General features: G+C 52.4%; 16 protein-coding genes. 8 read left to right on the forward strand and 8 right to left on the reverse strand.

Features of this window, described 5'->3' with window-relative positions:
* Positions 1 to 212 precede the first annotated feature (212 nt).
* The 3 genes from L1889_RS01610 to L1889_RS18310 all read right to left on the reverse strand — a co-directional run bounded on the left by L1889_RS01610 (position 213) and on the right by L1889_RS18310 (position 2,133).
* Positions 213 to 722: a nucleoside deaminase gene (locus L1889_RS01610; protein ID WP_238663582.1), complete on the reverse strand. Its 510-nt coding sequence runs from the start codon at positions 720 to 722 to the stop codon at positions 213 to 215.
* A 30-nt stretch (positions 723 to 752) separates the two neighbouring features.
* Complete coding sequence (locus L1889_RS01615; RefSeq protein ID WP_257793798.1) at positions 753 to 1,604, reverse strand: solute carrier family 23 protein; 852 nt, start codon at positions 1,602 to 1,604, stop codon at positions 753 to 755.
* An 82-nt stretch (positions 1,605 to 1,686) separates the two neighbouring features.
* Positions 1,687 to 2,133, reverse strand: a complete 447-nt coding sequence (locus L1889_RS18310) for a solute carrier family 23 protein (protein ID WP_257793799.1) — start codon at positions 2,131 to 2,133, stop codon at positions 1,687 to 1,689.
* Positions 2,134 to 2,258: 125 nt separating this feature from the next.
* Here L1889_RS18310 and L1889_RS01620 point away from each other — a divergent pair, with 125 nt between their 5' ends.
* Complete coding sequence (locus tag L1889_RS01620) at positions 2,259 to 3,179, forward strand: LysR family transcriptional regulator (RefSeq protein ID WP_238663583.1); 921 nt, start codon at positions 2,259 to 2,261, stop codon at positions 3,177 to 3,179.
* Here the strand turns inward: L1889_RS01620 and L1889_RS01625 are convergent.
* Entirely contained in the window at positions 3,169 to 4,686 is a 1,518-nt protein-coding gene (locus L1889_RS01625; protein WP_238663628.1) for a murein hydrolase activator EnvC family protein, read from the reverse strand. The genes L1889_RS01620 and L1889_RS01625 overlap by 11 nt on opposite strands.
* A gap of 1 nt (position 4,687) precedes the next feature.
* Positions 4,688 to 5,437, reverse strand: coding sequence for a 2,3-diphosphoglycerate-dependent phosphoglycerate mutase (gene gpmA, locus L1889_RS01630; RefSeq protein ID WP_238663584.1), 750 nt, complete (start codon positions 5,435 to 5,437; stop codon positions 4,688 to 4,690).
* A 90-nt stretch (positions 5,438 to 5,527) separates the two neighbouring features.
* Between gpmA and L1889_RS01635 the strand changes: the two genes are divergently transcribed.
* The 4 genes from L1889_RS01635 to L1889_RS01650 are packed head-to-tail and all read left to right on the forward strand — an operon-like array spanning position 5,528 to position 7,833.
* Positions 5,528 to 5,938, forward strand: coding sequence for a rhodanese-like domain-containing protein (locus tag L1889_RS01635; protein ID WP_238663585.1), 411 nt, complete (start codon positions 5,528 to 5,530; stop codon positions 5,936 to 5,938).
* 26 nt (positions 5,939 to 5,964) lie between these two features.
* Positions 5,965 to 6,222: a glutaredoxin 3 gene (gene grxC / locus L1889_RS01640; protein WP_238663586.1), complete on the forward strand. Its 258-nt coding sequence runs from the start codon at positions 5,965 to 5,967 to the stop codon at positions 6,220 to 6,222.
* A gap of 45 nt (positions 6,223 to 6,267) precedes the next feature.
* Complete coding sequence (gene secB / locus L1889_RS01645) at positions 6,268 to 6,777, forward strand: protein-export chaperone SecB (protein ID WP_238663587.1); 510 nt, start codon at positions 6,268 to 6,270, stop codon at positions 6,775 to 6,777.
* A 3-nt stretch (positions 6,778 to 6,780) separates the two neighbouring features.
* Positions 6,781 to 7,833, forward strand: a complete 1,053-nt coding sequence (locus tag L1889_RS01650) for an NAD(P)H-dependent glycerol-3-phosphate dehydrogenase (RefSeq protein WP_238663588.1) — start codon at positions 6,781 to 6,783, stop codon at positions 7,831 to 7,833.
* On the opposite strand, the gene L1889_RS01655 is transcribed toward L1889_RS01650, so the two are convergent.
* From L1889_RS01655 to L1889_RS01665, 3 genes are all read right to left on the reverse strand, one after another.
* A complete protein-coding gene (locus L1889_RS01655) occupies positions 7,834 to 8,706 on the reverse strand; it encodes an MOSC domain-containing protein (RefSeq protein WP_238663589.1) in 873 nt (290 codons plus the stop codon).
* A gap of 77 nt (positions 8,707 to 8,783) precedes the next feature.
* Complete coding sequence (locus L1889_RS01660; protein ID WP_238663590.1) at positions 8,784 to 9,254, reverse strand: tRNA (cytidine(34)-2'-O)-methyltransferase; 471 nt, start codon at positions 9,252 to 9,254, stop codon at positions 8,784 to 8,786.
* A 51-nt stretch (positions 9,255 to 9,305) separates the two neighbouring features.
* Complete coding sequence (locus L1889_RS01665) at positions 9,306 to 10,022, reverse strand: ComFC family protein (protein WP_238663591.1); 717 nt, start codon at positions 10,020 to 10,022, stop codon at positions 9,306 to 9,308.
* Positions 10,023 to 10,097: 75 nt separating this feature from the next.
* On the opposite strand from L1889_RS01665, the gene L1889_RS01670 reads away from it, so the two are divergent.
* From L1889_RS01670 to L1889_RS01680, 3 genes are all read left to right on the forward strand, one after another.
* Complete coding sequence (locus L1889_RS01670; RefSeq protein WP_238663592.1) at positions 10,098 to 11,009, forward strand: methyltransferase domain-containing protein; 912 nt, start codon at positions 10,098 to 10,100, stop codon at positions 11,007 to 11,009.
* A gap of 180 nt (positions 11,010 to 11,189) precedes the next feature.
* Positions 11,190 to 11,543, forward strand: a complete 354-nt coding sequence (locus tag L1889_RS01675; protein ID WP_238663593.1) for a RidA family protein — start codon at positions 11,190 to 11,192, stop codon at positions 11,541 to 11,543.
* Positions 11,544 to 11,838: 295 nt separating this feature from the next.
* Positions 11,839 to 12,615, forward strand: coding sequence for a transporter substrate-binding domain-containing protein (locus tag L1889_RS01680; protein WP_238663594.1), 777 nt, complete (start codon positions 11,839 to 11,841; stop codon positions 12,613 to 12,615).
* Positions 12,616 to 12,807: the final 192 nt, after the last annotated feature.

A 12,807-nucleotide genomic window follows, 5' to 3' on the forward strand; every position in this document is an offset into this window, starting at 1 on the left:
ATGTTAAGAAGCTTTTTTTGAAAAAACAGAAAATTAAGCGACGTTTCGAAGCGGCACAGTCGCATCTTGCCGTACTCCCTTGGGTAAAAGATGCCTATAAACTCACTGTACAAGCCCTGGGCTTGTAAAAACCCCAAAAAACTGGATAAGCATCCATCTTTTTGGGGTCACTTCAATATATGGCGGGCTATGCGTGAATCAAGAGGTGGCCACTATTTCCAAAAACCAATATGTGCCTGTGCGGCTTCATCTTGCAAGGCTGGCCCTACAATTTCAACTTCGCGCTGCCCACGGGCCAGTACTTCACGGCACGGCAAGGAAAAGGTCGGGTTCTCCGGATGTGCGCCAGTCAGCTCAAGCAATGTGGTCTCTGACAATGCATACACCACCCTTCCTATATTGCACCAGTAAACAGCACCTGAACACATGCAGCAAGGCTCGGCACTGGTATACAGCGTACAGCGGGCAAGCTGGTCAGGACTGAGCTTCTTTGCCGCCTTGGCCACGGCTACCAATTCGGCGTGCTGGGTGGGATCTCCTTCCGGAGGCATGGAGTTATTGCCAGCGGTACTAATCACCGTACCGTCCTCATCTGCCACAAGCGCTGCAAAAGGATGACGCCCCCGGGCCTTGGACTCCTCAGATAACTCAATAGCCAAACGCAGCAATTTTCGATCTAACTCGGTTAACGAAATCGTTTCGTCAGTGATTTCAGTGCTCATACCTATACCTTTATTTAAATGTAAGTAGCGTTAATAAGAAGGCTCTACGTCCGGCTTGTTGTCGATGCTGTCTACCTGGATGGACTCCGATGGCAGCCCATTAAGAAGTAGATTCAATACAACCGCAGTAACCGCTGCCAGGAAAATCCCGCTCTCCAGAATTAGCTTTAAAGGCCCCTCGACCTGAGCGAACAACGATGGAAATGACATCGGCAATACACCAACGCTGACCGATACGGCAACAATAATGCCGTTTTTCGTACCTTCAAACCTGACCCGGCTAAGCTCTTGAATACCAGCAACCGTGGTCATCCCGAACATCACAATCGCGCAGCCGCCCAGCACAGGGCGTGGAATGGTGGCAATAAGCGCTCCTAGTTTGGGGAATAACCCCATCAGGATCATGATCACGCCCGCCGATGCAACAACATACCGGCTACGCACATTCGACATGGCGATTAATCCCGTGTTTTGCGTGAAGGCGTTATAAGGAAAGCTGTTGAAGACGCCACCGAGCATGGTTGACAGACCATCAGCACGAAACGCATCCCCCAGGGTAGTCTGTGAGGCTGGTTTGCCAGTGATTTTTCCAATAGCCAATACGTTTCCGGTGGTTTCGGCCATTATCACCAACATGGCCAGCATGATGACAAGCGTTGGCGCCAATGCAAATTTGGGTATACCAAAGGCAAAGGGAGGGCTGATTTCAAACCAGGCGGCCTCTGATACTCCCGAGAAGTTGGAGTAACCAAAGGCCACCGCCACCACCGTACCCACAATCAGGCCAATCAAGACCGATAAATTTCCGAGAAAACCTCGAAATTTGGCATAAACAAAAAGCGTGACGATGATGGTAAACAGGCCTAGAGCCAAATTAGGCATAGATCCGAAATCGCTGGCATCTGGGTTTCCCCGCCTAGCCAAATTGCCGCGGCAGGCATCAATGACACGCCAATAACGGTAATCAAGCTGCCAATGACAACGGGGGAAAGAGTTTTAAAAGACGGCTAAATAGCGGAGCGACCACTATCGTCAATGCGCCAGCTGCGATAACGCCGCCGAACACATAGCTAAGCCCGTACTGCTGCCCCACCATGATCATGGGAGCAATAGCAATGAACGAGCACCCTTGAATCAGTGGCAGCCGCGCCCCAAACCGCCAGAACCCAATTGTCTGAATCAGCGTCGCCACACCTGAGGTAAGTAAATTAGCATTAATAAGAGTGATCATCTGAGCGGTACTTAGCCCAAGCGCACTTCCCAAAATCAGCGGCACCGCGACAGCTCCCGCATACATGACCAGTACATGCTGCAAGCCGTAGCTGGCCAGTTGCCGCACAGGCAGAATCTCATCAACTGGGTGTACGCCTGCCGAGCTATAACTGCTCGTTTCGTTTTGACGTTCCATCATTAACCTCCTCCGTGAAGTGATATAACTTCTTTGAATCGACTTGCGATTTATTGAATCATCCAACAGAATCAATACGGAATAAAGTTAGGATCCATAGCCAAAACCGATAGATGACAGGAGTCAGAATGTCCCTTCGTTATTCGATAGAACAACTGGAAATGCTCAGCGCCGTCGCTCAACGCGGTTCGTTCTCAGCCGCTGCCCGTCATCTGGGAAAAGCACAGTCATCAGTTAGCAGCGCGATTGCCAACCTTGAAATTGACCTGGGCTTTGCCTTATTTAGCCGCGAAGCCAAACTCCCCACTCTTACCGAGGCGGGCGCCCAAATTTTAAAATCAGCGGAACTCATTCTTGATCAGTGCCTGGAATTAGAAAGCCACGCTCATCGGCTTGCTGCTGTGAGTCAGACCTCAATGACAATCGCCATTGAAATCCCTTACAACGCTGTCATCGAACCATTGAGGTTGTTTTCTGAGAGTTTTCCGCACATAGACATTACGATACGCACGCCTGACCGGGGGCGCGTAACTGAATTACTGCTCAGCCGTGATGTGGATCTGGCAATTAGCTTTGCTCAGTCCTCGTATCCACGTCACATACAGTTTAGTCAGCTGGGAAAGCTAATTTTGACGCACGTCGCCCATCGCGAGCATCCACTGGCAGGCAATACCAAGATCAGCTTCCTGGAGTTAAAAAAGCACAGGCGCCTAACCTTTAGTGCACATAAAAACCAGTTGCCTACGACCGAATACCTTAATGCGAACCAAATCTGGCAGGCAGAAAGCTATTTGGCTCTATTGGAGTTAGTAAAGGCTAACTTAGGCTGGGCCACCCTTCCACGCCAACTGATTAAACAAGAAATAGACAGCGGTGAATTAATAGAGCTTCCTCTGGAAGCTTATCCACATACTGACTGGGTGCTGGGAATTGATTTGCTGTGGGCAAAAGAAGCTCAGATGCAACCCGGTACTCAATGGCTAAAAGCGCGGTTACTTGAGCACAAGATATTCGAGCTTGATCGAAACAGCAGCCCCACTACCCTCTGAGCCATAGCTGCGGATTGATGGGCTGGCCGTTGTGACGGATTTCAAAATACAGACCCGGCTCCACTTGTCCGCCGGTAGCGCCCACTCGTGCAATAGCCTCACCTTGAGTAACGACGTCGCCCACCTGCTTGAGCAGGCTCTGGTTATATCCATAAACAGTAAGATGGCCGCCCCCATGGTCAACAATCACCAGATTGCCGAAGCCTCTTAGCCAACTGGCATACACCACCCTGCCCGCTGCCACGCTGTTGACCACTGTGCCTTCACTGGCGCGAATAACGATACCCCGCCACTTTCCGCCCTCGGGACGGTCAGCCCCAAATCGGCCTTGCACTTCTCCGCGTACAGGCATCGCCAGACCACGTTGCAATCCTTTAAAACCGCCTTCTGGCTCAAGGCGTATGGGCTCTGGCGGAGCGGAGCGAGGTGCAGGAGGTGCCACTGCAACGGCTTTGGGCGCGGCTGGAGGAGCGTCAGGCGCTTTGGCCGCAGTCGCCGGAGTAGAAGAATCTTCTTCAATGGCAGGAGAATGAGCAAGAATTTCCAGTCGTCTGGCCTCTGCACGCTGAGCGGCCAGCGCTTTGTCTCGCTCAAGCTGCGTTTGTTGGGCAGCGGCCATTTCAGCCTGCTGTCGCTGCTGTTCGGCTACACGCCTGGCTTCAGCCACCTGCTGAGCCTCACGCTCACGCCGTGCTATTTCAGCCAGACGGGCTTCCTCGGCGCGCCGCTTGGCCTCTGCCTGACGGCGGATTTCCGCTTGCCGCGCCAATTCGGCCTGGCGAGCGATCTCGACATCAAGACCGGTAATTAATTGCGATAGACGACTTTCATTGCTTTCCAGACCTGAAGCTTGGGAACGCTGCTTTTTAAGCTCGTCTTCGACCTCGGCAAGAACCTGGACCCGCTTCGCCTGTTGTTTAAGCAATTCAGCTTTTTTCTCTTTGGTCTCAGATGCCAGCTGCACGAGCTCGTCCCGACTGGCATTAGCGTCCGCCTGCAAGGCAGCAAGCTTTTCTAAAGAGCGGCGCAAGGCGCGCACTTTCTCGGCTTGCGCCTTGGATACATAAGACAAATAGCCCAGTTCACGCTGAATTGCCTGAGGGTTGTCGCCGGACAATAATGCCGCCCATGGCGATAGACCGCTTGAATGAAGGGCCCTCAATTGTTCAGCCAGTTCATGCTGACGCTGTTCGCGCAGCGCATCCTGCTCTTTGATTTGGGCATTGAGTTCGTTGATGTGCGCCTTTACCCGTGCAGATCGCTGCTCTAATTCGGCTAAACGCCGATCACTAACTGAAATAGCGTTTTCTGACTCTTTGAGCGCAACAGAAGCATCGCTACGCGACGCCTCGGTACTCTCGATTTTCTTCTGCAGGCCTTGTATACGTTCACGTAACTCGGCCTGCTGCTGGCGAGCCTGCTGCTGTTTAGACTGCAAGGTAATATCAGCACCCCACGAGGTACTGGCAACCAGCGCCAGCATTAAACACAGGCTCGCACGACGCATATTACTGACCCGCTTTAGCTTGCTGCGCAACGGCTTTCACCTGCGCATCAATTTCTGCCTGGTCACCCAAAAAATAATGGCGAATAGGCTTAAGGTTTTCGTCTAGCTCATAAACAAGCGGCTGCCCTGTCGGCAGATTAAGATGGACAATATCCTCTTCCGAAATAGAGTCCAAATGCTTGATTAAAGCGCGTAAACTATTACCGTGGGCCGTAACCAACACATTGCGGCCCGCACGAATCGCCGGAGCGATCGAGTCGTTCCAGAATGGCACCACTCGCTCAACGGTGGTCTCCAGGCATTCGGTAGCAGGTAGCTGTTCGGGCTTGAGTCGCTGGTAGCGTGGATCAAAGCGTGGATGACGCGGATCGTCTTCAGAAACAGGGTCAGGACCTATTGAATAGGCCCGTCTCCAGGTATGAACCTGCTCTTCGCCAAACTTTTCTGCTGTTTCGGCTTTATTTAGCCCCTGTAACGCGCCATAATGACGCTCGTTAAGACGCCAACTCATGCCGATGGGTGTGTGCATAGCGTCCATGGTGTCCAGAACGATCCAAAGCGTACGTATTGCACGCTTTAGAACCGAAGAGAAAGCAATATCGAACTCGTAGCCTTTAGACTTTAAGAGTTCCCCGGCCTGTCGCGCCTGTTCGCGGCCAACTTCGGTAAGATCAACGTCTGTCCAGCCAGTGAATCGATTTTCTCGGTTCCATTGGCTTTCGCCGTGACGCATAAGTACGAGTTTATACATGGTAAAAACAGCCTCTAGGTTGAAAATTTTTTGTCCATTTTATAATCAACCGACGTCGCCCACTTACAAAGGCTTTACTCAGGATTCATCGTGGACTTTTTATCTAGTCAAAACAATATTCTTATTCTAGTCGTTGCTGTCGCTTCCGGCATCATGTTGTTGTTGCCAGCCTTTACAAAAGGTCGCACAGGCAGGTCGATTCCTACAGACGAAGCTGTTCAGAAAATGAACCAGGACGGCGCCGTACTGATCGATATCCGCTCGGCCGACCAGTTCAAGGCTGCGCATATTGCCCAGGCACAGAACATCAGCCTCACTGATCTGGAAAGCAAAACAGCAAGTTTCGCCAAAGACAAAGCTATTGTCGTTGTTTGCGAGCATGGCCGCAATGCTCCCAAAGCCGTGGCCAGTTTGCGTAAACTAGGGTTTGAGCAGGTGTTCAGTCTGGAAGGCGGCCAACAAGGCTGGGTTCAGGCAGGGCTACCCGTAAAGAAATCGTGACCCTATTCGTTTAAGGTGAAAATTAAATGACTAAAGTTATTATGTACAGCACTACCGTATGCCCATTTTGCACACGTGCTGAAATGCTTTTGAAACAGCGTGGCGTTGAAGAAATAGAAAAAATCTTCATTGATCGCGACCCTGCGCAGCGTGACATCATGATGGAACGCACCGGACGCCGTACCGTGCCACAAATTTACATTGGCGAAAAACACGTAGGCGGTTACGACGACCTGGCCGCACTGGACCGCGAAGGCGGTCTGGTACCGCTGCTGTCAGCTTAAGCTCTTACCCATTTAACCACGCCAATTTACTATCCAGGAGCCCTCATGGCCGAAGAAAATAACCAAAACGCTGGTGCTCAGCAAGACGCCCAACAGGCTCAGCCTAATTTCAGCTTGCAGCGCACTTACGTTAAAGACCTATCTATAGAAATGCCGCATGCCCCACAAATTTTTCTCGAACAAGAAGCGCCAGCCGTCGAGGTTGAGTTGAAAGTCAGTGCTCAGCGCCTGGCCGAAAGCGTGTTCGAAACCACAGTAACCTCTACAGTTACCACCCGCATCAACGATAAGGTCCTGTATTTGGTAGAAGCTACACAAGCCGGCATTTTTGAAGCGTCGAATATTCCTGCCGAACAGCTCGATCCCCTGCTCGGCATTGTGTGTCCAACCATGTTGTACCCATACCTGCGCGCCACTATTGCTGACGCCATTACTCGCACGTCGTTGCCGCCCCTGCATTTAACCGAAGTTAATTTCCAGCAGATGTACGAGCAACGCCTGGCAGAAGCACAAAAAGAAGCCACCGCTGAAGCACAGAATCAGCCTATTCAATAACGAATGACTGAACTCGCCCCCGACACTCTCCGGGTCAGCGTTTTGGGCGCTGGCAGTTACGGGACGGCTCTGGCCTCTCTTTGCAGCGCCCGTGCCTCGACTATGCTTTGGGCTCGTGATCCCGGCGTGGTCGAAGAAATCAACCATCACCACACACTTGAACGTTACCTGACGGGCATCAGCCTGCCAGCGTCACTGACAGCCACCAACTCTTTACAAGATGCTGTGCAGCATGCTTGCGGCGCTGATGAGGGGCCTGCCCTGCTCATCCTGGGCGTGCCCATGGCTGCCCTTGCAGAAACCTGCCAGGCGCTCTCTGAACACCTCCCCCTGCATCGGCAACATCCGGTCTATGTCGTGCGGGTCTGTAAAGGCTTCGACGCAAAAACGGGTGAACTTCCCAGCCATGTTACCCAGATGCATCTGGCAGCTCGCCCATGGCTAAGCCACGGTGTCCTGTCAGGGCCGTCTTTTGCCCTTGAAGTTGCTCAAGGTCTGCCCGTTGCCCTGACGGCAGCCAGTCAAAACCCCGCCTTGCCATCTGCTTGCGTCAGCGCCATGCACGGCACCCAGGCTCGCATTTATGCAAGCGATGACGTTATTGGCGTTGAAGTCGGCGGAGCTTTAAAGAACATCATTGCCATTGCCTGCGGCATAGGCGACGGTCTGGGCTTGGGTTCAAATGCACGTGCAGCGCTAATCACACGCGGCCTTTCTGAAATACAACATCTAGGCATGGCCCTGGGTGGACAGGCAGAAACCTTTATTGGGCTTAGCGGCTTGGGCGATTTAGTATTAACCGCCACAGGTGATCTTTCTCGTAATCGCCGTGTAGGCCTGGCGATAGGACAGGGCGAAAGCATCGACAGCATCATGGCCAGTGGCCTGACGGCAGAAGGGGTTCGCTGCGCGAAAGCAGCAAGGGAAATCGCACAAAGGCATCAGGTTGATGCCCCCATCACCGAAGCTGTCTATCAAGTCTTGCTTGAAGGACTGCATCCCAGACAAGCCGTCAGCGGTTTACTGGCCCGTGAATCTCGCTGCGAGCGCACCTGATTAAAAGTTGAAGGCCACATCTAAACGTTGGCCGACACGAATAACGCCCTCCGGGCTCACATCACTCAGCCCTGCATTCACCCCAAACAACACACCTGCTTCAAATTGACGGGTATCGGACAGTGCGTTCCACGGCTGGTGCCCCACCTCAGCGGTCAGGGGCTCTACATTGGGCAGTAAACAACGCGTGCAATCTTTGAGCTTTGCAAAGGCGTTGCCCCCGCCCTGAAGAGTTAGCAGGTAGTCCTCTTCGTAAGCGTCGAGGCCGGATAACACGATATTTGGCCGGAAACGTTCCATAGCGATGGGAGCATCCCCCTGCTTCTGAATTTCGGCATTTAACTCGTCAAGCGAAGCTCGATTACAGATCAAGAACGGAAAGCCGTCTGCGAAGGCAAAAGCTGTTTGATTAAGAAGTTCACTTTCATACTGGCTTTGTTTCTGCCATGCCTCTAGCCAACGCTCTCCGATACGGCGCTTCGCCTGCGGATGAGTGCGCAATAGGCGGTAAGACTCCCCATCCACACTTAAATAAGTGCTTAACCACGCAGCTACGGCATCGCCTTCGTCATAGCCCAGAGTCTGGGCTGACCAAACTGTGACTGCAATGGTGGGTGAAACAGCAGCATCCAGGCTAAGCATAAAAGGCGCCATGCCCGGCGCCACTAGATGCAGGTGCGTCTCGCTGACAGTGGGCGCAACCAGCGCCAGACGTGGCAAAGTGCGCTGAGTCACCATTTGCCCCGAACTGTTCACAATCACCCACTCTCTGTCCCATTTAAGCCCCCGCGAACTGATCGGGCTACTTTGAAGGGACAAACCCGCACAGGATTTGATGGGGTACACATATAAATCCGTAATTTCAACGTTCACTTCACGCCTCCATGAGTTCAAGACCACAAGGAATGGTATTCCTGTCTCAACCCCACTGAACTGAAAATGTTCTCAACTTATACCGAACCCAGGTAATCGTTTTGACGCCATGCCTCGAACACCGTAACCGCTACCGCATTAGATAGATTCAAACTACGCTGATCGGGCATCATGGGCAGACGTATACGCTGTGAGGGCTCGAACAGCGCCACTTGTTCAGGCTTAAGCCCTGCCGTTTCACAGCCAAACACAAACACATCACCGGCCTTGAATGACGCCTTTCCCAGCCTGGAGCTTCCTTTGGTTGTCATGGCGAAACATCGCTCGCTGGCCGCCCCTATGACGGCTAAAGCCGTGGGCAAATCATCATGCACCTCTACCCTTGCCCATTCGTGATAATCAAGCCCGGCCCGTTTGAGCTTGCTGTCTTCAAGTTTAAAGCCCAACGGCTTTACCAAATGCAAATAGGAACCGGTGTTGGCGGCCAGACGTATGACATTTCCGGTATTGGGCGGAATTTCTGGAGAGACTAAAACAATGTGAAACATGAAAAACCTAAGAGGCTGTTGAGGACAGCTCTCGCCATGGGGTCCGAGCCGCTACTGCCCCTGAACCGATGCAGCACCCGCTGCCAAACAGAGTAAAGAGGCGTGATGAAGTGTACTGCCAGTAGTGAGTACATCGTCAACCACTAAAACATGTGTGCCTGGCTTAATCGCTTTGCATGCCCATGCGCCGAAGTCTGCCTCCAGACGAGCCTCGCGACCGCGATGTTTTTGTGCCTCTGCTGATTGATTCCCTCGCCAGTAAAGCTGGCTCGCTTTGTAAGGCCGGTCTAGACGCTTGCCAAGATACCGGGCCAGCTCGCCCGCAGGGTTGAAGCCCCTGTCTCTTAGTGCCGTTTGACGCGAAGGAATGCTTAGCACCCACAGCTTGGCAGGCACTGGCTGCCAGTTCTGATGCACCTGTTCGTAGATGGCTTCACCCAGCACACCTGCAAGGGCGAGGCGTCGTTTACGCTTATATAAATGTAGCAGCAGGTCGGCTGGCGACGTATAGTCGAAAGCAACATGGACACGCTCATAAGCTGGCTGACGGCCCAGACAATCAATACATTCCCCTTGCGCAGTCAGCTGCAGGGCGCAGCACGCGCACCGTCTCCCCCGCTGCCTTTGTTCTTGGAGTTCTGCCTGGCAATGGCCGCACAAAGCCCCATTATGAGCAGGCGTCGAACATAATGGACACGCATTCGTGATCGATATATCTAAACGCCGTAATCGGCCCAAAAATTCGCTTAGCTGCTTTCGATACGCCATAATAGTTACTCAATGGAAATCAAAGCCTGAATCTAACCCCGTTTAAGCGTTACTGCGCTTATATACTGCGCCACTATGTCACATACCCCATCCCTGCCTATCAATTCGCAACACGTTCTCCTGCAGTTCAATCGTCGTGCGCCTTTAGATAACGCACAGTTTTTGTACGGTGAAATTGCCCAACGCATGTTGGCTCGCCTTAGCTACATACGGATAGATGCCCAGAATATACTGGATGCAGGGTGCGGCGCAGGCCATGCCCTGGATCCGCTGCGTTCTCGATATCCCGACATGGACTATGTAGGCGTAGACCACAGCCCCGGGTTGCTCAGGGTTGCAAACGAGCGATACGGCAAGAAACCCAGCCTCTGGGAGCGTTTACGCAATCAGCCCACCAAGCCAGCCACTTTTGTTCAGGCTGATCTCGCTCACACCGGCCTTGGCGCCGAGAGTCAGAATTTGGTCTGGTCTAATATGGCGCTGCACTGGCACCCGGATCCGGAGCTCGTCTTTAACGAGTGGCGTCGCCTATTGCGTGCTAATGGACTTGCTATGTTTTCTGCACTGGGCCCCGGCTCCTTTATAGAGCTGCGTAATGCCCTGAGCAGCGCCAATAGCCAAACTCAGACCCTGTCATTCGTAGACATGCATGATTATGGCGACCAGCTTCTGCAGAATGGTTTTACTGATCCCGTCATGGATCAGGAAACTATTACCCTTACCTACAAAACTGCCGAGCAGTTGCTTAAAGAGGTTGCCATTTTAGGCGGGAATGCCAGTACCTTGCGCCGCTCGTCCCTGACCACCAAAGCCTGGCGTGACCGTCTCATTCAGGCACTGAATGCCCAGCGGCACATGGATGGCACTATCCACTTAACCCTGGAGATCGCCTATGGCCACGCCTGGCGCGCCACGATGACGCGCAATCAGGCTAGCGGTGAAATCAGTATTCCCATCTCGTCGATTACCCGAAAGCCGTCCTCCTGAAATTTCTTGGTCCGCCACGAGTGCCTGCATGAATAAGCTCCCTGCTACCGCAGCCAATATGCGATGTATCAATAACGTACTCATCGTTATAGGCCCCCTTTTACAATCCGAACCATTTTTTAAAACAAACTCTTAATAACATTCCCCCTTCACATCAAAAATCACACTTAGGATTCAACAATGAGCGATATCAGCCGTACCGCTGGAAATACCCGCATGAGTGAAGCCGTCATTTACAACGGCATAGCCTATTTGTCTGGTGTGCTCTCCAGCGACTTGTCCGACGACATCCAGGTACAAACTAAAAATGTCCTCGGCAAGCTGGATGAAATTCTTGCAAGAGCAGGCACCGATAAAACGCGTCTGCTAACCGCCCAGATCTGGCTCAAGAATATTGATCGCGACTTTGCCGGCATGAACGAAGTCTGGATTAACTGGGCTGACCCGCATGGGCTTCCTGCCCGTGCCACTGGCGAAGTATTAATGGCGTCGCCCGACTACCTGATCGAAATCGTACTGACAGCGGCGGTATAAAAACGTCTTGACCTTGGCCTAAAAGGTCCTGAAGGCGAATCTACAACTCACCTATAAACAAAGGCCTATTGCCACTTCTGGTGGCAATAGGCCTTTTATCATCCGGACTGCATAAAGCAATTCCGAAAAGCCGTCCTGCAGCAGCGTACATGAGGATCCGCGGGCAATTTCGGCGACAAGCTCATGATCTACCCATAAGGCGGTTCTTTGAGATACCATTCAAAACACAGACAATTTACGTTCATCATCTCGTGTCGCCTTGGTGGCATACGACAACTATAAGAAAGGTATCTCTATGAAACCCATACTTCGAATTTGTGCAGGTTTAGCCGCTGCATTCGCGGTTGCCGCGACGGCCCAGGCCGGCCCCCGTCTAGACCGCATCATGGAAAGTAAGGTCATCCGCGTCGGCACACCAGGTGACTACCGTCCTTTTGCCATTAAAACAGAACAAGGCGGCTACGAAGGCCATGACATCGACGTCATCGAGTCCATCGCTAGCCAGCTGGGCGTCAAAGTTGAGTATGTACAAAGCTCGTGGCCTGACTTGCTTGATGATTTGACGGCCGATAAGTTTGATGTTGCTGTGGGCGGAATTACACGCACTGCTGCACGCATTGCCAAGGTAGAAATGCTGCCTGGCTACGCCCCCTTTGGCAAGGTCGCATTGGTACGCAAAGATGAAGCATCCAAATATAACTCCGTCGACGATTTGAATCAGTCCGCTGTGCATGTCATCAAAAACCCTGGCGGTACGAACGAAATGTTCGTTCTTGAAAACCTTAAGCAGGCCCAAGTCAGCACACACGAAAAAAATGCTGAAATTCCGGCACTGATCGCTGAAGGCAAAGGTGATGTCATGATTACCGAAACGTACGAAGCTCTGCATTACAGCAAGGCAGACCCCAGGCTCGCTGCCCGCTTCATCGACGAACCCCTGACACCCAAAAGCTATCTGGGCTTCATGCTGCCTGTAGACGATGCTGACTATCTGCGCGTCATGCAGTTCTCTTGGGATCTGGCAGATGAGCGTGATGTGCTGGATGCAGCAGAAGACCGCTGGCTAAACTGAATCATTGATTTCACATCATCGTGACTAAATAAAAAAGGCACTCGCCCCGGTGTAAAAAACACCAAGGAAGGTGCCTGAAAAAACAAGGGGTACAGCTGTTTAGCCGTACCCCTTTTAATTTGCTCTGCCGATGCCAGCGGCTGTGTTCGCACCCGCCTGGAGGCAAGGTAGTTCGCAGGCCACCGAACAGGC

The organism is Paenalcaligenes niemegkensis, assembly GCF_022230885.1.
In the GTDB taxonomy this organism is placed as follows: domain Bacteria; phylum Pseudomonadota; class Gammaproteobacteria; order Burkholderiales; family Burkholderiaceae_B; genus Paenalcaligenes; species Paenalcaligenes niemegkensis.